At 69.4% G+C, this 21,695-nt stretch carries 14 protein-coding genes and 2 pseudogenes; 5 read left to right on the forward strand and 11 right to left on the reverse strand.

The window, feature by feature from the left end:
- Nucleotides 1-19 precede the first annotated feature (19 nt).
- From ACIPC1_RS22400 to ACIPC1_RS22415, 4 genes are all read right to left on the reverse strand, one after another.
- Nucleotides 20-1,753 carry a DUF4153 domain-containing protein gene (locus ACIPC1_RS22400; RefSeq protein ID WP_402519374.1) on the reverse strand — a complete coding sequence of 578 codons (1,734 nt, stop codon included), beginning with the start codon at nt 1,751-1,753 and terminating at the stop codon, nt 20-22.
- Between the two features lie 363 nt (nt 1,754-2,116).
- Complete coding sequence (locus tag ACIPC1_RS22405) at nt 2,117-3,049, reverse strand: ADP-ribosylglycohydrolase family protein (RefSeq protein ID WP_402519376.1); 933 nt, start codon at nt 3,047-3,049, stop codon at nt 2,117-2,119.
- Between the two features lie 24 nt (nt 3,050-3,073).
- On the reverse strand, nt 3,074-3,721 hold the full coding sequence (locus tag ACIPC1_RS22410) for a histidine phosphatase family protein (RefSeq protein ID WP_402519377.1): 648 nt from the start codon (nt 3,719-3,721) through the stop codon (nt 3,074-3,076).
- A 106-nt stretch (nt 3,722-3,827) separates the two neighbouring features.
- Complete coding sequence (locus tag ACIPC1_RS22415; RefSeq protein WP_402519379.1) at nt 3,828-4,433, reverse strand: YdbC family protein; 606 nt, start codon at nt 4,431-4,433, stop codon at nt 3,828-3,830.
- 155 nt (nt 4,434-4,588) lie between these two features.
- On the opposite strand from ACIPC1_RS22415, the gene ACIPC1_RS22420 reads away from it, so the two are divergent.
- Both ACIPC1_RS22420 and ACIPC1_RS22425 read left to right on the forward strand, forming a co-directional pair.
- The gene (locus tag ACIPC1_RS22420; RefSeq protein WP_402519380.1) at nt 4,589-5,122 is read left to right on the forward strand and encodes a TerD family protein; all 534 of its coding nucleotides are present in this window, start codon (nt 4,589-4,591) and stop codon (nt 5,120-5,122) included.
- Nucleotides 5,123-5,395: 273 nt separating this feature from the next.
- Nucleotides 5,396-6,318 (forward strand): annotated as a pseudogene (locus tag ACIPC1_RS22425) (DUF6461 domain-containing protein).
- On the opposite strand, the gene ACIPC1_RS22430 reads toward ACIPC1_RS22425, so the two are convergent.
- Nucleotides 6,276-9,176 (reverse strand): vitamin B12-dependent ribonucleotide reductase, encoded by a 2,901-nt coding sequence (locus ACIPC1_RS22430; protein ID WP_402519381.1) that lies wholly within the window; start codon nt 9,174-9,176, stop codon nt 6,276-6,278. The pseudogene ACIPC1_RS22425 and the gene ACIPC1_RS22430 sit on opposite strands and share 43 nt — an antisense overlap.
- A gap of 150 nt (nt 9,177-9,326) precedes the next feature.
- Nucleotides 9,327-9,890 (reverse strand): transcriptional regulator NrdR, encoded by a 564-nt coding sequence (gene nrdR / locus ACIPC1_RS22435; protein ID WP_402519383.1) that lies wholly within the window; start codon nt 9,888-9,890, stop codon nt 9,327-9,329.
- Between the two features lie 518 nt (nt 9,891-10,408).
- Between nrdR and lexA the strand changes: the two genes are divergently transcribed.
- Nucleotides 10,409-11,185, forward strand: a complete 777-nt coding sequence (gene lexA / locus ACIPC1_RS22440) for a transcriptional repressor LexA (RefSeq protein ID WP_365426069.1) — start codon at nt 10,409-10,411, stop codon at nt 11,183-11,185.
- A gap of 945 nt (nt 11,186-12,130) precedes the next feature.
- Here lexA and ACIPC1_RS22445 read toward each other — a convergent pair.
- From ACIPC1_RS22445 to ACIPC1_RS22465, 5 genes are all read right to left on the reverse strand, one after another.
- A complete protein-coding gene (locus ACIPC1_RS22445; RefSeq protein WP_402519387.1) occupies nt 12,131-14,107 on the reverse strand; it encodes an ATP-dependent DNA helicase in 1,977 nt (658 codons plus the stop codon).
- Entirely contained in the window at nt 14,104-14,376 is a 273-nt protein-coding gene (locus tag ACIPC1_RS22450; protein ID WP_402519390.1) for a hypothetical protein, read from the reverse strand. Before ACIPC1_RS22450 ends, ACIPC1_RS22445 begins: the two co-directional genes overlap by 4 nt.
- 57 nt (nt 14,377-14,433) lie before the next feature.
- A complete protein-coding gene (locus tag ACIPC1_RS22455; RefSeq protein WP_402519393.1) occupies nt 14,434-15,237 on the reverse strand; it encodes a GNAT family N-acetyltransferase in 804 nt (267 codons plus the stop codon).
- 39 nt (nt 15,238-15,276) lie between these two features.
- Nucleotides 15,277-17,250, reverse strand: coding sequence for an IucA/IucC family protein (locus ACIPC1_RS22460; protein ID WP_402519574.1), 1,974 nt, complete (start codon nt 17,248-17,250; stop codon nt 15,277-15,279).
- 778 nt (nt 17,251-18,028) lie between these two features.
- Nucleotides 18,029-19,534, reverse strand: coding sequence for a diaminobutyrate--2-oxoglutarate transaminase family protein (locus tag ACIPC1_RS22465; RefSeq protein WP_402519395.1), 1,506 nt, complete (start codon nt 19,532-19,534; stop codon nt 18,029-18,031).
- 438 nt (nt 19,535-19,972) lie between these two features.
- On the opposite strand from ACIPC1_RS22465, the gene ACIPC1_RS22470 reads away from it, so the two are divergent.
- Nucleotides 19,973-21,199: a trypsin-like serine peptidase gene (locus ACIPC1_RS22470; protein WP_402519397.1), complete on the forward strand. Its 1,227-nt coding sequence runs from the start codon at nt 19,973-19,975 to the stop codon at nt 21,197-21,199.
- A 259-nt stretch (nt 21,200-21,458) separates the two neighbouring features.
- A pseudogene (locus ACIPC1_RS22475) lies at nt 21,459-21,587 on the forward strand (IS630 family transposase); the annotation flags it as partial.
- Between the last annotated feature and the right edge of the window lie 108 nt (nt 21,588-21,695).

The raw sequence follows: 21,695 nt of genomic DNA on the forward strand, positions 1-21,695 counted from the left end.
CGCCATAGGCCATAGGAGTTCACCGGTACATGAAGTCGTCACTCAACTCGTAGCACGTACTCCAGTCCACGTCCTTCGACACCGGCCGGTCGCGGAGGATGTCCCGGGCACGCGCCTCGCCCCAACTGGTCGCGTACCAGGGGGCGTCGCCACCCTCCAGGTCTGCGGCGATGGACCGCAGCGCACACGATCGCAGCGGCTCCTCCAGTGCGTCGAGGGCGGGTACGGCGTCGGCGGACAGGCCTTGTGCGTAGTTGAGGTCGAACTTGCCGACGCCCTCCTTGCTGGTGTCCTCGTACCGCTGGACGTTGCGCTCGGCGATCAGGCCGTCGGGCGACACCAGCCCGAACGCGAGTACACCCGCGGCCGCACTCGCCGCGACCACACGCGGCAACCAGCGAGCGCCCCACACACCGGCCGCCATGATGAGAACGATGACCAGGCCCAGCCAGAGCTCCACGGCGACCACGGAGACCCTCAGCCGCGTCAGTCCATAAGCGTCCACATACATGTCCATACGCCGCACGGCCGATGCCACGACAACGAGCGTCAGCGCGCACAGGGTTCCCAGCACGCCGCGCACCAGCTTCCGGTCACCTCCGCCGTCGCGCGGCGCCCAGCGCAGGGCGAAGACGATGACGAGCAGGGTCAGGAGCGTGACGAGGAGCAACTGCCAGAAGCCCTGGCGCGCGTATTCGGCGTACGTCTGGCCGGTCTTCTCCAGTACGGCGTCGTATCCGCCGAAGAGCACGGCGAGTTGGACGGCGTTGAAGGCCGCGAACAGCGCGGTGAGCACGATCAGCGGCAGCGCCCACTCGACTCGGCCGCGAGGCCGGCCCGCGGGCACCTCGACCCGGTCCCACTGGACGGGCGCGGCGGCCGTGTGGGCCACCGCGAGCGCGCCGACCAGGCCGAGCAGCAGAAGCAGCAGGCGCCAGGGTCCGCCGGAGACGGAGGTGTCAGGCACCAGCTCACCGAGCAGATCCGCGAAGGCCGCGTCAGCACCCGCGAACAGCGCCCCGAAGACCAGCAGCAGGACCGCGGTCACGGCGAGCGCGCGCAGCACCGCGCCCAGGTTGCCGCGGGTACCACCGGACCGTTCGCGCAGCCCGCGCCAGCCCCAGGCAGGGCCGGTGACCAGGGAGTTGAGCACGCCGATGGGCCCCAGCAGGACAGCGGGCCAGGTACGGCCGCCGTGCAGCGCCATCGAGCCCAGCGCGACCGCGGCGGCCACGGCCAGGAACGAAGGCCAGCCCGCGTCGCGCAGAGCGGGTACGAACAGCAGAGCGATTCCGCCGAGGCCCCAGACGAGCGCCCACGCGCGCGGGCGTCGTCCCGCGGCCTGGGCGGCGAAGTACGCGGCGAGCGCGGCCGGGATCGCGAGCAGCACGAGGTTGAGCGCCAGGCCGTCACCCAGGAGCAGCATGCTGAGCAGTCCGGTGGCCAGCACGGCCCACAGTGTGGCCGTACGCACCGGGGCGGGTGCCGTCACCTGGAGATCGGCCAGCCAGGGGACAGGCAACGGCTGGTCCCAGTCGGCGTCCTCGTCGTCCTCGTCGTCCTCGGCCGCATCCCCCTTGGCGGAGGACCGGGCGACGGACCTGGCGGCGGACCTGGACTCAGATTCCGGGACGGCGTCTTCAGGGCCACGATTTCCGCCCGACCCGAAGCTCTCCGGCGCATCGGGCTCGTCATCTCCCGGCCGCGTGGTCTCCCGCTCCCTCGGCTCGGACGTCGACGGTATGTCGGACACGGAACCCCCTCCCTGCCGGCCGTGACGCAGCCCACGGCACGCCGCTTCGGCGGAAGGCGGGTGGGACTGGTGACCGGTGTCTTGTCGGTGCACACCCGGCATGATCAACAGGCGGCGTGGCGGAAAGGGTATCCGCGGCCCACCCGCTCCAGACCGTGGCAGTGGCGCTGTAGCAAGCCTGTGACAGAGGCGGCCGCGGCGGTCCGTGCGGCGCACGCGCCCCGGAGAGGACCGCCGGCGGTCCCGGGGCTCACCGGAGGCGGATCGCCTTCCAGAGGCTCACGCAGCAGGCCGCAGAGGCCCAGGCACCCGGCGATGCTCTCTCCCCGCAGCCCAGTGCCACGCCCGTCAGCGTGCTGGGCCCTACGCCCCGCGCGTCATCCGACGGCCGTACGCCGCCTCCGGCATCCAGCCCGGAAGCCCTTCTGTCCACTCCAGCCACGCCCCCGGCGGCGCTCCCGCCTTCCCGGAGGCGACGACGCCGCCCACGATGGCGCAGGTCGTGTCCATGTCGCCGCCCACCTGGGCAGTCGCCCAGAAGGCTTCTTCGTAGTCACCGAGGGCCCTGGCCGCCGACCAGAGGGCGAAGGGAACCGTGTCGTGGGCCGTCGTACGTCGGCCGCAGCCGAGGACCGCGGCCACAGTGGCGGCGTCGGCGTAGTCGAGCATGTCCCGGGCGCGCCGCAGCCCGGCACCGACGGCGCTGCGCGGGACGAGCGCGATGACGCCGTCGAGCAGGGCTTCGGCGCTCGGCGGGCCGGCCGGGTCGGCGGCCAGCGCCGCGGCCGCCGCGACGGCCATGGCGCCGACCACGGCCTCTCGGTGCTGGTGTGTGGGGTACGCGGAGATCTCGGCCTGGTGCGTGGCCTGCTCCGGATCGTCCGCGTACCAGGCGCCCAGAGGGGCGATGCGCATCGCGGCGCCGTTGCCCCACGAACCTTGTCCGTTGAAGAGGGCGGCCGACAGCTCTCGCCAGTCGCCACCCTCCCTGACCAGCCTCAGCAGCCGGTTGACCGCGGGCCCGTAGCCCCGGTCGAAGTCATGGTGCTCGGCGAAGGACCGGGCCAGCTCGTCCTGGTCGATGCGGTCGTGGGTGGCCAGAACGGCCACTACGGAGGCGGCCATTTCGGTGTCGTCGGTCCACTGCCAGGGCCGGGGCGGCAGTTCGCGGCGCTTCAGCAGCGGGTAGTTCGCGGGCACGAAGAACTGCGAGCCCAGCGCGTCCCCCACCGCGAGTCCACGCAGGCTGGCCATGGCACGGTCCAGGCGTCCGGGGGAAGAGGAGTCAGCGGTCATCGCCCTGCCACTCTATCCGGTGATTCAGTACGGTTCCGGATCGCGCCAGCGTTCGAAGGGCCGGTCAATCGTGTACCTGCCGTCCTCGCCGAGGACGAGCATCCGGGATTCTCCGTTCCCCGGATTCGACAGCGATTCGAAGTCCGCGACCGTCCAGTGGAACCAGCGCATGCAGAACAGCCGCATGGCGAGGCCATGTGTCACCAGAAGCACGTTCGGTGGGTGGTCGGGCGCCTCGAAGCTCCGGTACAGGCTCTCCAGGAAGCCGCCGACCCGGTCGTACACATCGGCGCCGGACTCACCCTGCGCGAAGCGGTAGAAGAAGTGCCCGTACGCGTCCCGGTATGCCTTCTGAAGGCGTACGTCGTCGCGGTCCTGCCAGTTTCCCCAGTCCTGCTCGCGCAGCCGAGGCTCCTCGCGGACCCGTACGAGCTCCGGGTCGAGGTGAAAGGCGCGGAACGTCTCGTGCGTACGGCGGTACGGGGAGACGTAAGCGCTTACGCTCTCGCGGCCGAACGCCTCCCGCAGCCGCTTTCCGGTCTCCTCCGCCTGCCGCCAGCCCCGCTCGGTGAGCCCCAGGGCATGGTCGGGCTCGCGTTCGTACACGGTGTCATCGGCGTTGCCCGTTGACTCGCCGTGCCGGACAAGAACGATGCGCCGTGGTCGTACCATGCCAAGACCCTAAATGGGGTGACCCCCGATCGAGCACTCGTACAGGCTCCATACGGCGTAGGTCACACAAGACCGGCACACATCGGGGCGCGCGGCAGGGGCTCCGTCAGACCGTCCAGCCGGGCTCCAGCTCCACGATGTCGCCCGCGAGGGCAACCACGTCGGCCTCCGTCTGAGCACGCAACGCGAGCCGTTCCACCCGCTCGGAGCGGTATTTGCCGTGCTCGGCGGCCGACTGCCACATGGAGAGGATCAGGAACTCATGTCCTGGTGCCTCGCCGAACAGGCCCCGCACCATGCCGGGCGAGCCCGCCATCGCGGGGTTCCAGACCTTCTCCTGCATCAGGGCGAAATGCTCGGCCCGTTCCTCGCGGATACGGCAGTGGGCCACCCGCACCACGTCGGTGTCCGTGAAGCGTGGCTCGAAGCCCGTCTTCACATCGAAACGGTGATCGAACAGCTTGACCTGGGAATCCTTGAAGGTGCCCGACTGCGTCGCGGCGAGCCTGTCGTGGGAACGGGCCATGAAGGAGTCGTAGAAGGCACGGCTCTCCCAGAAGGCGAAAACGTGCGCGACGCCGGACCGCTCCCGGCTCCACCCCCCGCCCTGTCCCCGGAAACCAGGCTCGCCCAGAAGCCCCGCCCACTTTCGCTGCCCCCGCTCGAAACCGCGGCGGTCGACCACGGTGCAGCGAATCCACTTGACCAGCACCGCGCCATCGTAAGGCCACGGAACGTGGCGCCGGTCACGCTCCGGCGCAGGACATCCGCGCGAGCGCCCCGGCGCGCGTGGCACGATGGACAACCAACCCTGATTTCACACCAGTTGAGTCGGGAAGCACATGGGGAACCGGGAGGAGAGATCTGTTGAACGGTCTCAACAAAGGCATCCGCAAGGTCGAGCTCGCGGTGAAGTGGGACCCGAGCCCCGTAGGCGAGCCCGCGACCGATCTCGACATCATCGCGGCGACCTATCCGGCGGCCGACCCGTTCGGAAAACCCACCTACGTAGTCCACTTCGACAGTCGCTCCCCGGACGGCACCATCTATCTGAACCGGGACAGCAAGGACGGCAAGGGCTTCGGCTGGGACGAGGTCATGACCCTGGAGCTGAACCGCCTGGACAGGCGCTACGCCCGCGTCGTGGTCGGCGTCCTCATCCAACAGCGCGGCGGCCACAAGACGTTCGTCGGCGTGGCGAACCCTGCCCTGCGCATGCGCGAGGGCTACACCGTCCTGGCCGAGGACCAGTTCGGCGACGTCCTGGGGTCCACGGCGGCGACCGTCGGGGAGTTCGTACGCGACGACTCCGGAGAGTGGACTTTCCACCCCGGCATCCGCGGATACGACACGGACCCGGCGACCTTCGCCCGGGTCATGGGAACCCCCGAGGAGTCCTGAAACGGACGCCTAGGAGACCGCGTTCTCAGAACAGGCCTCTCCGTAGAACAGCATTAAGGCTCAGGGGGACTTCAGTGGGACTCAGGGTGACTTCGAAGCAGGACGCGCACCGAGCCTGCTTCGCGGGCCCTTGTCAGTGGCAGCAGGCAGGCTGCGGTGCACGACTTCGGTGACCGCGCATGACTACGCCTGGATACGTTCCTCCCCGTTGTCCGCCACGCACTGGAGGCCGGGTACACCCTGACCCTGGTGCGTGACGTCGCCCCGGGGGAGATGCTGCGGGTGATGGAGGGGCGGAGCCGCAGGGCCTGTGCACAGGGGCGGACCCGCTCATCGAGCGCCAGTACGAACTGCTCGACGCGACGGACTACTGGGACGCGTCCTTCATCGCGGGCGCGTTCACCGTGCCGGGCGAGAGCGGCGACTGGACGGTTGTCCTGCGCTTCGACGGCGGCGGGATGCGGCCGCGCTTCCTGGAGGCCCTGTCGTCGAAGGGCGGGTGCGCGGTGGTGCACTCCAGCAACGGAGGCAGGCCCATCGACCTGTTCCACTGGTACGAGGACGGGAAGCTTGGGACCACCTTCGAGTGGCCCACGGCCAGGGAGGGCAGCACCCCCGACGCCCTCAACTCGGTGGTGCGTGAGGTCGGTTTCGATCTCTCCGACGACGAGGGTGACACCGGCGTACCCGTCGACACCAAAGCGGCGGTCCTCGCCCTCGCCGAGCGGCTGACCGGTGTGCGGGTGACGGAGGAACTGCTCCGGGACGCCGAGTACCAGCTCGGGCAGGTGCCGGAGGAACCCGCCGAGGAGTGGAACAGGATCGTCATCGACATCACCGACGCCGACGGGGAGCGCTTCTACAAGGAAGTGACTCGCGAGGAGGTCGCGGCTCGGTGGCGCGCGCCCGTGCCAAGGCCTCGGAACCGATGGTCATCCTCGGGCCCACCTCACCCACCCCCTGACCCTCACGGGCGCCAAAGCCCCGCCGAGGTCGAACCCTTCACCCCTCAGGCGCAGGGGCGGTGCCCCTGCGTGGCCACCAGGCGTCCAGGACCAACCAAGAGGGGCGTCAGCCACTGGCTGACGCCCCTCTTGTCATCAATGCTCAGCGAATGCGCCGGATGTTGCAGCCAACGCAATTCCGCTCAGTCTCAGCTGCAACCGCTGGTCGAGCCGCAGCCCTCGCAGATGTAGCAGGAGCCGGCCCGCTGCATCTTCGTGCCGCAGGAGAAGCACAGGGGGGCGTCCGCCTGGATGCCCAGCTGCATCTCCACCAGTTCGGCACTGGTGTGGACCTCTTGGGGGGCGGGCTTGACCGCCTCGACCGCGACCTCCGCCTTGGGGGCGATGACCGCCTTCAGTTCCTGCGCGCGGGGCGCGGACTGGGCGAGGCCCTCGACGTCCACGTCGTCGTCGGACGGCTCGTACGACCCGGTCTCCAGGTGACGCTGACGCTCGTCGATGGAGTGGATGCCGAGCGCGGACCGCGTCTCGAAGGGCAGGAAGTCCAGCGCCAGGCGGCGGAAGATGTAGTCGACGATCGACTGCGCCATCCGCACGTCCGGGTCGTCCGTCATACCGGCCGGCTCGAAGCGCATGTTCGTGAACTTGGAGACGTACGTCTCCAGGGGCACGCCGTACTGCAGGCCCACCGAGACGGCGATGGAGAAGGCGTCCATCATGCCGGCGAGGGTGGAACCCTGCTTCGACATCTTCAGGAAGACCTCGCCGAGACCGTCGTCCGGGTAGGAGTTGGCGGTCATGTAGCCCTCGGCGCCACCCACCGTGAACGAGGTGGTGATGCCGGGACGGCCCTTGGGGAGACGCTTGCGGACCGGGCGGTACTCGACGACCTTCTCGACCGCGGTACGGATGGTCTCCTCGGCCTTTGCAGTGACCTCGGACTTCTCCTTGTCCTTGGTCTTGGCGGAGAGGGGCTGGCCGACCTTGCAGTTGTCGCGGTAGATCGCGAGCGCCTTGACGCCCATCTTCCACGCCTCGAAGTAGACCTCTTCGACGTCCTCGACGGTCGCCGTCTCCGGCAGGTTGACCGTCTTGGAGAGCGCGCCGGAGATCCACGGCTGGATCGCGGCCATCATACGGACGTGGCCCATCGCGGAGATGGAGCGCTCGCCCATCGCGCAGTCGAACACCTCGTAGTGCTCGTGCTTGAGGCTCGGGGCGTCGATCACATTGCCGTTCTCGGCGATGTGGGCGACGACCGCCTCGATCTGCTCCTCCTGGTAGCCCAGGCGGCGCAGGGCCTGCGGAACGGTGCCGTTGACGATCTGCATCGAGCCGCCGCCGACCAGCTTCTTGAACTTGACCAGCGCGAGGTCGGGCTCAAGACCCGTGGTGTCGCAGGACATCGCGAGACCGATGGTGCCGGTCGGGGCGATGACCGAGGCCTGCGCGTTACGGAAGCCGTTCTTCTCACCGAGGTGGAGGACGTCCTGCCAGGCCTCCGTGGCGGCGGCCCAGATCGGGCTGTCCAGCTCGTCCACGCGAGGGGCCACGGCGTTGGCGTCGGAGTGCTGCTTCATGACGCGCTGGTGCGGCTGCGCGTTGCGGGCGTAACCGTCATACGGGCCGACGACCGAGGCGAGTTCGGCGGAACGCTTGTACGACGTGCTGGTCATCAACGAGGTGATGGCGCCGGCGAGGGAGCGGCCGCCGTCGGAGTCGTACGCGTGGCCGGTCGCCATCAGGAGGGCGCCGAGGTTGGCGTAACCGATGCCCAGCTGGCGGAAGGCGCGGGTGTTCTCGCCGATCTTCTGGGTCGGGAAGTCCGCGAAGCAGATGGAGATGTCCATCGCGGTGATGACCAGCTCGACGACCTTCGAGAACCGGTCGACGTCGAAGGACTGGTGTCCCTTGCCGTCGTCCTTAAGGAACTTCATCAGGTTCAGCGAGGCAAGGTTGCAGGACGTGTTGTCCAGGTGCATGTACTCACTGCACGGGTTCGAGCCGTTGATCCGGCCGGACTCCGGGCAGGTGTGCCAGGCGTTGATCGTGTCGTCGTACTGAATGCCGGGGTCGGCGCAGGCCCAGGCGGCCTCGGCCATCTTGCGGAAGAGCGACTTGGCGTCGACCTCCTCGATGACCTCACCGGTCATACGGGAGGTCAGGCCGAACTTGCCGCCCGCCTCGACCGCCTTCATGAACGTGTCGTTCACCCGGACCGAGTTGTTGGCGTTCTGGTACTGGACGGACGTGATGTCGTCGCCGCCCAGGTCCATGTCGAAGCCCGCGTCACGCAGGGCGCGGATCTTCTCCTCTTCCTTCACCTTGGTCTCGATGAAGCCCTCGATGTCGGGGTGGTCGACGTCGAGGATGACCATCTTGGCCGCGCGGCGCGTGGCGCCACCCGACTTGATCGTTCCCGCGGACGCGTCGGCACCGCGCATGAAGGAAACGGGACCCGAGGCGTTGCCGCCCGAGGAGAGCAGTTCCTTGGAGGAGCGGATCCGGGAGAGGTTCAGGCCGGCGCCGGAGCCGCCCTTGAAGATCATGCCCTCTTCCTTGTACCAGTCGAGGATCGACTCCATGGAGTCGTCGACGGACAGGATGAAGCAGGCGGAGACCTGCTGGGGCTGCGGCGTGCCGACGTTGAACCACACCGGCGAGTTGAAGCTGAAGATCTGGTGCAGGAGGGCGTACGCCAGCTCGTGCTCGAAGATCTCGGCGTCGGCGGGCGAGGTGAAGTACTTGTAGTCCTCACCGGCCTTCCGGTACGTCTTCACGATGCGGTCGATGAGCTGCTTGAGGCTCACCTCGCGCTGCGGAGTGCCCACGGCACCGCGGAAGTACTTGCTGGTGACGATGTTGACCGCGTTCACCGACCACGAGTCGGGGAACTCGACGCCACGCTGATCGAAATTGACCGAGCCGTCGCGCCAGTTGGTCAGGACGACGTCACGGCGCGCCCATTCCACCTCGTCGTACGGATGCACGCCGGGAGTGGTGTGGATGCGCTCGATGTGCAGCCCCTTGGTGGCCTTGGGTCCCTTGGTGCGGGAACCTCGTGCCGGACCGCTCGCCGTCTCTGTCATGCCGCCTCCCTGTATCGGGCTAAAACGCCCAGAAGTGCCTCGTTGTTCCCGTGGCACGGTGTGTGTCTGATGCTGCGCGCGCCGCATACGCGGGCGCCCGCAACAGGTCTGTGGTCGCCGTCGGCGAGCCGACCCGAGTCGGCCTTCCCGTCAGTCGGCGGCGCTGGCGGGCACGGGGACCTGAACAGTCTCTCCGGACCCGCGGTCGCTTTCCGGGCGCTCCGCGGAGGCGTCTTCGTCGTCCGCCTCGTCAGCAGCGGGGCGCTGCCTCGTCTCTTCCCTGAGTTCCACGATCGCGGCCTCGAAGTCCTCGAGCGAGTCGAACGCCCGGTAGACGGACGCGAATCGCAGATAGGCGACGAGGTCGAGTTCCCGCAAGGGGCCGAGTATGGCCAGCCCCACGTCATGGGTGGCCAGTTCGGCGCTTCCGGTGGCCCGCACCGCCTCCTCGACCCGCTGGCCGAGCTGAGCGAGTGCGTCCTCGGTGACAGGCCGTCCCTGGCACGCCTTGCGGACGCCATTGATGACCTTGGTACGGCTGAAGGGTTCGGTCACGCCGGAGCGCTTGACCACCATCAGTGAGCACGTCTCCACCGTCGTGAAACGACGGGAGCAGTCGGGGCACTGGCGGCGCCTGCGGATCGACGTGCCGTCATCGGTCGTACGACTGTCGACGACGCGGCTGTCAGGGTGCCTGCAGAAGGGGCAGTGCATGGCTCCAACCCTCCTTCACAGCACGACTCATAGAGCTCGGGAGACCCCTTGGGCCCCTCGAAGCAGTCCCCAGCATAGGCGATGGCCGAGGGGTCGGAGACCCGGGGGACCACAACTTCTGGGCTGCTGCCGTAATCCAACCACTACATGTGGGGCTTGGCGCGTAAATTCACCGATGACGCGCGTGTCGCCCACGTATTGGCATGTGCCGCACGTCCATACCGATTCCAGACACGCGGAGATAGCGTGGTCACCACAGGAAAAGGGGGGCGGTTCCCGGCCGACGGGAGACCGGGTGGCAGACTGGGCGGCGGCCCAGCTCGACCGGCTCGGTTGTCGCCCCGGCGGTGGAGGGTACAGCAATGCGCCCCCGTGTCCGCCAGACGCCGCGTCAGCCATACACCCAGACACATGATCAGGACAGGTAATCCACACTTTTTCACTCGAACGTGTGTTTGGCGCAACCTTTCGAAAGCAACTACCGTTGTCCAGCAGGGAGACCATCGAGAGGGGCCGACGTGACCACCACCGCAGACAGTGCCACCATCACTGCCCAGGACCGCTCCCAGGGCCGACTCGAGCCGGTGCAAGCGATGAACGAAGCTGCGAATCATGAGGGGCCCAAGCGTTCTCTGCCGGGCCGACCTCCAGGTATCCGGGCGGACAGCTCGGGCCTCACCGACCGGCAACGCCGGGTGATCGAGGTCATCAGGGACTCCGTGCAGCGGCGCGGCTACCCGCCGTCGATGCGCGAGATCGGACAGGCCGTCGGCCTGTCCAGCACCTCCTCGGTCGCGCATCAACTGATGGCACTGGAGCGCAAGGGCTTCCTGCGGCGCGACCCGCACCGCCCGCGCGCGTACGAGGTCCGGGGGTCCGACCAGTCGTCGGCACAGCCCACGGATACGGCAGGCAAGCCGGCCGCGTCGTACGTCCCGCTCGTGGGCCGTATCGCCGCCGGTGGCCCGATCCTGGCAGAGGAATCGGTGGAGGACGTGTTCCCCCTCCCCCGCCAGCTGGTCGGAGACGGCGAGCTGTTCGTCCTCAAGGTCGTCGGTGACTCGATGATCGAGGCCGCCATCTGCGACGGAGACTGGGTCACGGTCCGCCGCCAGCCGGTCGCGGAGAACGGCGACATCGTGGCCGCCATGCTCGAGGGCGAGGCCACGGTGAAGCGCTTCAAGCGCGAGGACGGGCATGTGTGGCTCCTGCCGCACAACTCCGCGTACCAGCCGATTCCCGGCGACGAGGCAACCATCCTCGGCAAGGTCGTGGCAGTGCTGCGGCGGATCTAGCATCCCCGACGGCGGGATGCTCCACCCCGCCCCTGACCGGGCCCCGGAACCAACTGCGCCGGTTCCGGGGCCCTGTGCGTTTTCTGGCCGGGGGCCTTGGGGGCTGTCCGGGGCGGGCGTTGGGCGGTGTCTTTCCTGACCGGAGCCGTGGACTGGCTGCCTTGGACTGACTGCCTTTGCCGGGCGCCTTGGGCTGTGTTCGTTCTGGCTGAGGGTTGGGGTGCCTGTCCTGGCCTCGGGCTCATGGGCTAGGCACGTCGCGGCCTCGGGCGCTTTGGGTGGTGCTCGTCCCGAACGAGGGCTCTTGAGTTGTGCTCGTCCCGGCCGCGGGCGCCGTGACCTGTGGACGTCCCGCCGAAGGCTCCTGGGCTGGGTACGTCCCGGCCCGCGAGCCACCTTGAGCTGCGCACGTCGTTCCCGATGGCCCCCTTAGCTGGTCACGTCCCGGCGGCCTTGGAGATGTGCCCACCCCGTCGAGGGCTAGGTCCTGTCGTCACATTCCCGTCGTCGCCCGGAGGGCGGCCTCGCGGCGTCAGGTGCGTGCTCTCGGTGTGCCGGGCGTGGACCCTCGTACTGGACGTACTTGGGTCCACGCCCGGTGCGGCGAGAGTGCGTGCATGGCGTCGCGAGGCAGACGGGAATGTGACGACAGGGCCCAGGACCTGCTGAGCGCTTCCTGGCCGGGAGCCGTGGGGTACGGCGTCCGATGCGCAGCGGCGTCGCCAAGCCGGGTGGTTCGAACCCCGCCCCGGAACGCCAGGACTGTCAGCCGGGTCAAGGCTCGCGGGGGATGCTCGACGCGACGTACAGCAAAGCACCGCACGGTATGCGCAGAGCAGGCCGGGGGCCCTGGCCGATCGCAGCAACGCGCCGCGGCAAATCCGGCTTCGCCGGGCAGCGACACGGGCCGGCGCGGCCCGCCACCTCCCGCCCGCCGCGCAGGCGCTACGCCTCCTCCAACTTCCGCGCGGTCTCGTCGATCGCAGCCAGCGACCTCCGTACCTGATTGCGGTCCGTCGTGAACCAGAAGTCGGGCAGTGACGCCTTCAGATAGCTGCCGTAGCGCGCCGTGGCCAGGCGCTGGTCCAGTACCGCGACGACGCCACGGTCCCCCGTCGCTCGTACGAGGCGGCCGGCGCCCTGGGCCATCAGCAGGGCCGCGTGAGTGGCGGCAACGGCCATGAAACCGTTGCCTCCCTTGTCCTCGACAGCCTTTTGGCGGGCGCTCATCAAGGGGTCGTCGGGGCGCGGGAAGGGGATCTTGTCCATGACGACCAGCTGGCAGCTCGGACCGGGGACGTCGACGCCCTGCCAGAGGGAGAGGGTGCCGAAGAGGCAGGTCTTCGGGTCGGCCGCGAAGTTCTTGATCAGCTCGCCGAGCGTCTCCTCGCCCTGGAGCAGGATGGGGTACTCGGGGACACGCGAACGCAGTTCCTCGGCGGCGAGTTGGGCGGCCCGCATCGAGGAGAACAGCCCGAGCGTGCGACCGCCGGCGGCCTGGATCAGTTCGGTGAGCTCGTCCAGCATGTCCCCGCGATCGCCGTCACGGGCGGGGCGGGACAGGTGCTTGGCGACGTAGAGAATGCCCTGCCTGGGGTAGTCGAAGGGCGAGCCGACGTCCACGCCCTTCCATTGCGGGAGATCATCGCCCTCGGTGCCCTCCGGGGCGAGCCCAAGCGACGCTCCCACTCCGTTGAAGTCACCGCCGAGCTTCAGCGTCGCGGAGGTCAGGACGACGGAGCGGTCCGTGAAGAGCTTCTCCCTGAGGAGCCCGGAGACATTCATGGGAGCCACGCGCAGTGACGCGCCGAAGCGGTCGTGGCGCTCGTACCAGACGACGTCCCACTCTGAGCCGTTGGTGATCCGCTCCGCCACATCGTGCACGGCCTCCAGCGAGGCGAGGGCCTGCTTGCGTACCGCGTCCTCGTCCTGGACGGACTTGTCACGCGTGGAACCGAGCGCCGAAATCACCGTACGGGCGGCATCGCGAAGTGCCATCAGGGCGTACCCGAGGTCCTCCGGGATCTCCTCCAGGCGCCCGGGCAGGGCCAGCTCCATGAGCCGCTCGAAGCCCTCGGCGGCGGTCTGGAGCTGGTCGGCCGCCTTCTCGTTGACCAACTTCGCTGCGCGGCGGACGGCGCGGTTGACCTGGCCGGGCGTGAGCTCGCCGGTCGCGACGCCGGTGACCCTGGAGACCAGCTCGTGGGCCTCGTCGACGATCAGCACCTCGTGCATCGGGAGAACCGGCGCGCCCTCGATGGCGTCGATCGCGAGCAGCGCGTGGTTGGTGACAATGACCTCGGCCAGCTTGGCGCGCTCGCGGGCCGCCTCGGCGAAGCACTCCGCTCCGTAGGCGCACTTGCTGGCACCCAGGCACTCCCGGGACGACACGGACACCTGGGCCCAGGCACGGTCGGAGACGCCTGGCGTGAGGTTGTCCCGGTCCCCGGTCTCCGTCTCGTCCGACCAGTCCCGTAGCCGCACCAGGTCCTGGCCGAGTTTGCTGGTGGGAGCGGCAGCCTCGAACTGATCGAAGAGGCCTCCCTCCTCTTCCTGCGGCATGCCCTCGCGCAGTCGGTGCAGACACAGATAGTTCGACCGGCCCTTGAGCATCGCGAACTCGGGGCGACGGCGCAGCAGCGGATGGAGGGCGTCCACGGTCCGTGGAAGGTCCCGCTCCACAAGCTGCCGCTGGAGCGCCAGGGTGGCGGTCGCCACGACCACCCGCTCCCCGTGCGCGAGCGCGGGCACCAGGTAACCGAGCGACTTCCCGGTGCCGGTGCCTGCCTGGACCAGCAGGTGGGAGCTGTCGTCGATGGCACCTGCGACGGCTTCGGCCATGGTCACCTGGCCAGGGCGCTCCGTACCGCCGACAGCAGTGACGGCGGCATGCAGGAGTTCGGGGAGTGAGGGCTGTGTCATAGCTCTGCCACCTTAAGGGTCGCCACTGACAACCGGGCGATCAAGGTGGGGACGACGGTCGCGATCAAGCCGAGCACAGGACGCGGCTCCGGCTCCGGCTCCGGCTCCGGCTCCGGCTCCGGCTGAATGATCATCTCGTACGAGAACTCGCTGACCATCTTGGCGAGCAGGCGGCGGCCGGCCTGCTCCCCCCGGTCTTTGCCCAGCTCAGGCGGGTCGTACAGAGCTGATGGCTCGCCGGAGCCCGGGGTGGCGGATGAATTCGGCACGGGGACTCCTCGAAAGGGAACCGGAGCGGGACGAGCGGTGTACTACATGTGACGGCGCTACAACAGACCGCGCAGGGCCCGGTCTCGGACCATGAGGGCTGCCCGCTTGTCGGGCAGGTCGACCTCGGCGGAGAACCGGAAGCCGGCGCTCAGGAAGGCGGAGACGGAGGGGGTGTTGCGAAGGTCGGGTTCCGCGACAACGCGCGCGCACGAGGGGCGCTTGTCCAGCACGAGGTCGGCGACAGCTCTGAGCAGGGTGGATCCGAGACCTCGCCCACGGTTGGCGACACCACCGATGAGGAGGTGGATTCCGGTGTCGTGCGGTCGGGCGGGGTAGTGGCGCGCCAGGAGGTCCAGGTCCGCGCGGTAGATCTCCCAGTAGCTCATGAGCGTGCCGTCCAGCACGCCGAGGCAGGGAACACTTCGTCCGTCTCCTTCCAACTGACGGCGTAGGTGCTCTTCGGCCACGGACTGGGCACCCGCCAGTTCCCAGAACGCGGCGACGGCAGGGTCGTTCATCCAACGGGTGACGAGCGGGAGGTCGCGCTCGATGCATACGGGGACGAGGTGGAAGGCGCCCGCGGGAGTATCGGTCGGCCCCCAGCTGCCGATGCGGTCGAGCAGGTCGTCACCGGCCGGGGCGACTCGGGTTTCGTCCGCCGCGCCCATCCGCCCTCCCCTGGTATCCCCGTGTGCCCTGGCTTCCTCGGCGAAGAGCGCGATGAACTCGTCGGGCAGACGCAGGTCCAGGGTGTCCTCGCAGTCCGCACTGGCGTCGGGATTCGAACCGGGCCACGTTCGGGTGGCGAGCTCGGTGACGGGTGCGGCACCGGCGTCGGCGCTCGCATCGGCAGGGGGCACGGCGTAGCTCCTCTCAGGAGACGGGGTTGGTCATGTTCCTCAGGAATGAAGGGGGTTGGTGATGGTGACGTAGACGGACTGGGTGTCGACGGGACCGACGAGTTCGTCGAGGCCGTGCAGCCGGGTGAGCAGGTTGGCCTTGCAGCGCAGGACGCGGGAGTCGAGGAGGTGGGCGGGCAGGGACGTACGCAGCCGAGCCGGGCCGGTGGCCACATCGGCGAGGAAGCGGCGGAACGCGGCGAGCAACAACTCTTCGTCTGCCAGGTGCTGGGATCCGAACGCGCCGACCAGACCCAGCACGTTGTTGATCGCGAGGTAGTAGGCGAAGCGTTCGTCGGTGACCTCGTCGGAGACGAACGTGTCGCTCCGCTCGCCGATGCCGGGCAGCCGGGCGTCGAGTTCCGCGCGCCGCGACTCGCGGAAGTAGTAGCCCTGGTTGTCGCGGTAACGGCCGCCCGTGGGCCACCCCTCGGGGTCCAGCAGGAGCAGCGTGTTCTGCTGGTGCGCTTCCAGAGCGATCCCCGCCTCGCCATCCAGCCAGAGCACGGGTCGTACGACCTGCTCCAGATAGCGCAGGAACCACTCGGTGGCGACGGCACCGCGGGAGCGACCGGTGTGGCCGGCGAGACGGGTCACGATCTCGGCGAGCCGGGACCGCGATGGGGGCCCGCCCGGTGGCTGGTCCCGTGCGCCGGCTTGGGCCTGGGGTCGGGGCGAGACCAGTCCCGCAACGCAACCGGCGTCGTCCGTCGGGCTGAACGGGTTGTGGCGGATCACCACGTCGAGTCCGGGCAAGGGGTTGCCGTCAGGGCCGTCGACGGCCAGCCAGGCGGGATCACGAACGATGTCGAAGCCCGGGTGGGCAGCCTGCCACTGCTTGAACAGGCCGCTGCGCAACAGTCGGTGGACCTCGACGCCACGGTGGAGTTCCTTGCGGAGGTTCTCACGGCGGGAGTTGGTGATGCGCAGGCCCAGCGACAGCTTCAGCATCGCGGGGGCGCCGGAGCGGTAAAGGGTGCGGACCGAGGAGGTGGGATGCCACCGGGAGCCATGCGGGCCGAGGTCCCGGAGCAGTCCCGCGTCCAGCAGGGCCGCGGTCTCGGGACGGTGCCGGACCTCGCTCAGCTGCCAGGGATGCATGGGCAGGGCGGCGTACCCGTCGGGCAGGGGCAGCCCGGCGCCGGCCAGCCGTGCCGTGAGCTGCTCCGCTGCGACGGGGCGGCCGCGTTCCGTCCACGCCGAGTCGGCTGCCAGCAGCGAGGGAGCCACAGCCATCCAGTGCAGGGCGAAGGAGCCGCGCAACTCCGGTGAATACAGGCGGGCTTCCTCCTCGGAGAGTCCCTCGCGGCTCTTCGGTGTGGGATGCAGCGGGTGCCCGAGCACGAGCGCCTGCTCGGCCGCCAGGAAGAGGTCGGGCCCATGGGCGGGGCGTTCCCTGCGGTCACTGATGAACACGGCAGTACGTCGAACGGAATCGGCGACGCGGCCGACAAGATCGGCTCCGTCACCGGCGGGGCTGTGCGAACCCTGCGGTTCGGGGCGGGGCGCTCTGCCGCCACAGGTTGTTCTGCCAGGGCCGGGCGATACGGGGTCGGTGCCGGGGGCGGCCGGCGCAGGGTCGGTGCCGACTGTCGTCGCGCTCCTGACCGTTTGCCGTGCGAGCAGCGCCGCGACCGTGACCGCGTCGGCGGGCGGTGCCTCTTCGGGAGCGTCGGCGAAGTAGGGGAGGCCGAGACGGTGCCAGCCGGTGGGCGACCAGTAGTGGACGGGGGCGAGCAGTGTTGTGGCACTGGCGGGGAGCGGGATGCGGAGGATGCCGTCCTCGGGAGCGGGCAGGTTGTTCTCCCGTACCCAGCAGCGCAGGAGGTTCTCGACGGCCGCTGCCTGGGCTGCGGTATGCACGTCGGGGTGCTCCAACAGATCGGCGGTGCCGCCGCGCAGCCGCTCGGACTCCCGGGCTCCTTCCTTCTGGCGGGGGACCGATTCGGCCGCGGACACGAGCGGGCTCTGCATGCCGTGGGCCGCTCGCTCGCGGGTGTGGGGAGGACCGTCGGGTGCGGAGGTGGCGTTCAAGAGAGTTCCTTGTGGGGTCGTTCGGGCTCGTGCGGCGACGAACCGGGCGGTACGGGCGCGCGTTGGGCCTTTGGCGTTCCGGGTTGATTCGGGTGGGGTGGGGGGTGCGAGTGGGATTGGAGGTCCGGTGCAGCTGCTGCGCGGGGCGGTACGAGGTGCCGGCTTCCATACGGCGAGGGGTGAGCGGTGCTGCTCCAAGGAGAGGGCCACCGGCGGGTGGGAACCGCACGGAGCAGGAGCTGGAACTGCTGAGAGCCAGAACCGCTGAGAGCCGGGACAGGTGAGAGCGGAGGGGGTGGGAGCGGAGGGGTGAAGGGGTACGTCTCGCCGGACTGAGGTGCCGCGGAGCCGGTGCCCCACGCCGTACACCGGATCCCGGCGCCGTACGCCGACCCAAGCCCCATACTCCAGACCCAAGCCCCGTACACCCGATCCCAGCCCGTACACCGGACCCACCAAGCCCCGTACACCCGATCCAGCCCCGCACACCAGAACCCGGCGCCGTACACCAGACCCCGCCGCCGTGCCCCGGATCCGGGCGTCGCACCACGCACACCGGACACGCACGCCCCGCGATCCGGGCGCCGCACGCCCCGTGGGGTGCCTCGGTGTTCCCGCCGCCGTATCGCCACTCGGCGCCCCAACGATCGGGCGACCCGGCGGCCGAGCCGCGCAACGACCGAGCAGCCCGGGAGCCCGGGAGCCCGGCCACTGACGGCTATCCGGTGTGTTCGGCACACCCGGAACGCCGGCCCTGGTCAGCCGGTTCCGGCAGCTCGCCGCGGTCACGAAGCCGGCCCCCGGCGGAACACCCACCAAGGCTCCCCTCGTCGTCCGACTGCCCGTCCGGCTCCGTACGTGCCGCACCCCCGCCACTCCTCAGGTGCCCCCGCGCCACCGCGCTCACCGCGTCCGCGAGGCGGTCCAGTACGGCGCGCGCCTGTTCGTCGCTGATGGTCAGCGGAGGGAGAAGTCGCACCACGCCGGCGTGGCGACCACCCAGTTCCACGATCAAGCCCCGGCGAAGGCACTCCCGTTGGACGGCGGCGGCAAGTTCGGGAGCGGCGGGTCGGGAGCCGCCGGCGGCAGGGTCCGGAGCTGCCTCGGGGTCCACCAACTCGACGCCGATCATCAGTCCCCGGCCGCGTACATCTCCGATGCAGGAGAACTCGTCGGCCAGTGGCCGGAGTTGGTCGAGCATGCGGGCACCCAGTGTCCCGGCGCGTTCGGCGAGGTGGTTTTTGCGGACGTACGCGAGGGTCGCCGTGCCCGCGGCCATGGCGAGTTGGTTTCCGCGGAACGTGCCTGCGTGGGCGCCGGGTTGCCGGACATCGAGGTCGTCGCGGTAGACGACAACGGCCAGCGGCAGGCTTCCGCCGATGGCCTTGGACAGGACCATGACGTCCGGCGTGATCCCGCTGTGCTCCACCGCCCAGAAGGCCCCGGTCCTGCCGACGCCGGTCTCGACCTCGTCCACGATCAGCGGGATGGACCGCGCCGCGGCGATCTCACGCATCCTGCGCATCCACGCGTCGGGCGCCGGAATCACTCCGCCCTCACCCTGGACGGGTTCGAGGATCATCCCGGCGGGCTGCGGCACGCCCGACTTGGGGTCGTCGAGCACTGACTCCGTCCAGCGCGCGGCCAGTTCGGCCCCGCGGTCACCGCCGATACCGAACGGGCAGCGGTAGTCCTGCGGATAGGGCAGGCGCGCGACGCGTACGTCGGTCGCGCCCGCGGATGCTTCGAGCGCTCCCGCGGTCATCCCGTGGTACGCGCCGGTGAACGCGAGCATCCCGGTCCGCCCGGTCGCCGCGCGCGCCAGTGTGAAGGCGGCCTCAACGGCGTCCGTCCCGGCGGGTCCGCAGAACTGCACCCGCGCGCAGGCGCCGAACTCGGGCGGCAGCGTGCGGAACAGCTCAGTGGTGAAGGCGTCCTTGACGGGGGTGGCGAGGTCGAGGGCGTGAAGTGGGGCTCCGGAGTCGAGGACCTTTCTGATGGCCTCAAGGACCACCGGATGGTTGTGTCCCAGGGCCAAGGTCCCCGCGCCGGAAAGACAGTCGAGGTAGCGGCGGCCGTCGGCCCCCTCGATCGTCAGGCCGCGCGCCCGGACGGGGACGATCGGCAGGGCGCGCGCGTAGGTGCGCGCCGCCGACTCGCGCGCCGACTGGCGCCGCAGAATCCCCTCGTGCGCCGCGCGCGCCCCATCGGAAGCACCGGGCATGCCCTCTCGCGCCCCGTCCGAAGCGCGAGTCGCACCCTCCCGCGTCTCCTCGGGCTCACGCCCCACTGACACAACCGCAGGCTCGGTCGCGGCCACGGCTTCAGCTCCTCCCGCTGTCCAGAGGCGAGTTGGCAGGGGGTTCTGAACGCATGCGGCAGGCCCCCCGGTTGTACCAACGACGCCGCCCGCGTGGGGAAGCGGGTGGGCTGAAGATCCTTGCCGTGACGGAACCGTTGCCGTTCCGTCGGATGTCCCCCACAGCGACCGCATAGTCTGTGATGCCGTCCGGTGACACCGAACGGTCGAGGCCGGTAGGGCGGGTAGGCCGTACAGGCGACCGCCAAGCACCCGCACCAGCCCCGTACTCGCACCGCATACACAACACCCGCACCCGCACCCGCAACACGCAGTTCTCATATCTCCAGGGGGAGTTACACCATGCGATCGATACGCCCGCCCTTCGCCGGTCGTCGAGGGAGGGGCGCGCGCCGCAGAACCTCGCCCGTGCTGGCCGCCGTCTGTCTCACCGCGACACTCGCACTGACCGCCACCGCCTGCGGCTCGGGCGACGACACAGCCGGCGGCGGGGCCTCGTCCGCGACCCAGAGCGGCGACGACAAGATCACGATTCCGGACGACATCAGGGACCGGCTCAAAGAGCACGGGATCGATGTCGACAAGTGGAAGAACGGCGCCTGGAAGAACTGGGACAAGGACGACTGGCTGCGCGAAGCCGAGGACTACATCAACCCGATCATCGAGGGCTTGTGGGACCCGGACCGGATGCGCGAGGCGGACGACCCGGACAAGGACAAGGGCGTTGACGAGAGCGACCTCTCCGGTGACCAGGGTGTCACCGACCCGACCCCGGCTCCCGTGAGCGCGCAGGCCGTGTCGGCGCCCTACCACGACAACGCCGCCGAGGCGGGCAAGGTGTTCTTCGACTCTCCCGAGGGCACGATGGTCTGTTCGGCCACGGTGGTCGAGGACCCGGCCAACCCGGGCAAGTCCAACATGGTCTGGACTGCGGGCCACTGCGTGCACTCGGGCAAGACGGGCGGCTGGTACCGCAACATCGCCTTCGTTCCCTCGTACAACGACGACGGTGCCACAGCCGCCGAGTTGGCGGCCGCGACGAAGGACGAGGTCGCACCGTACGGCGTCTGGTGGAGCGACTGGGCGCAGACCTCGGACCAGTGGATCGAGCAGGGCGGTGCCACGGGCGGCGACGGAGCTTCGTACGACTTCGCCGTGCTGCATGTGACGCCGGAGGAGGGCGGTGACGGCAAGTCCCTTGAGGAGACGATCGGTTCGGCGCTGCCGGTGAACTTCAGCGCTCCGGCCGTGTCGCAGGTGGCGAGCATCACGGCGACCGGCTATCCGGCGGCGGCGCCGTTCGACGGCGAGACGATGCTCCAGTGCACGGACAAGCCGGGACGGTTGTCGATCGTGGAGTCCGACCCGACGATGTACCGCATCGGGTGCACCATGACGGGCGGTTCGTCCGGCGGCGGCTGGGTGGCCGCGGGGACCGACGGCAAGCCCGCGCTGGTGTCCAACACGTCGATCGGCCCGGTCACTTCGGGCTGGCTGGCGGGTCCGCACCTCGGCCAGGTGGCCAAGGGTGTGTACGACGAGGTGAGCGACAAGTTCGCCGGGCAGTGACACAACAGCGGTAGCAGCGATACGGCACACGATGAAGGCCCGCCCCTGGAACGGAAGAACCGTCGACAAGAGGGGCGGGCCTTCGTACGTCCGCACCAGAAAGCCCGGCCGAAGCCCGAGCGCGACCCGCCGTTCTCGACTTGGAGCCAGGCCAAGCCGGCCGACTTCCTGATAGCTAAGGGCCCGAGGACGGTGACCCCGAAGTCGTCTCCTGTACGGGCGAGTTCTGGCCGCTCAACCTGATGCCCCATCTCAGTTGGCCCTCGACGGCACGGACCACGCCGGCCACAAAGAGGGCAGCATGATCCGCCACTACGTCATCCGGCGAAACCCCCAAGCCGACGACCGGCGCCTACGCGCCGTCGTCGACAGGGCGAACGTTGCCTGATATGGCACTACCTGGTACGGCACTAGAGGACCCCTGGGTGCTCTAGGACCTAGAGGCCTTAGAGCACCGGGAGCACCTAGAGCACCTAGAGCACCTAGAGCACCTAGA

The organism is Streptomyces sp. NPDC087263, from assembly GCF_044744645.1.
Lineage (GTDB): Bacteria > Actinomycetota > Actinomycetes > Streptomycetales > Streptomycetaceae > Streptomyces.

What these genes read in the sequence shown, in the direction of transcription:
- ACIPC1_RS22405 (WP_402519376.1), bottom strand. Translation starts at nt 3,049, where the DNA reads ATGACCGCTGACTCCTCTTCCCCCGGACGCCTGGACCGTGCCATGGCC.
- ACIPC1_RS22410 (WP_402519377.1), bottom strand. Translation starts at nt 3,721, where the DNA reads ATGGTACGACCACGGCGCATCGTTCTTGTCCGGCACGGCGAGTCAACG.
- ACIPC1_RS22430 (WP_402519381.1), bottom strand. Translation starts at nt 9,176, where the DNA reads ATGACAGAGACGGCGAGCGGTCCGGCACGAGGTTCCCGCACCAAGGGA.
- nrdR (WP_402519383.1), bottom strand. Translation starts at nt 9,890, where the DNA reads ATGCACTGCCCCTTCTGCAGGCACCCTGACAGCCGCGTCGTCGACAGT.
- ACIPC1_RS22445 (WP_402519387.1), bottom strand. Translation starts at nt 14,107, where the DNA reads ATGACACAGCCCTCACTCCCCGAACTCCTGCATGCCGCCGTCACTGCT.
- ACIPC1_RS22460 (WP_402519574.1), bottom strand. Translation starts at nt 17,250, where the DNA reads ATGCAGAGCCCGCTCGTGTCCGCGGCCGAATCGGTCCCCCGCCAGAAG.
- ACIPC1_RS22465 (WP_402519395.1), bottom strand. Translation starts at nt 19,534, where the DNA reads ATGCCCGGTGCTTCCGATGGGGCGCGCGCGGCGCACGAGGGGATTCTG.
- ACIPC1_RS22470 (WP_402519397.1), top strand. Translation starts at nt 19,973, where the DNA reads ATGCGATCGATACGCCCGCCCTTCGCCGGTCGTCGAGGGAGGGGCGCG.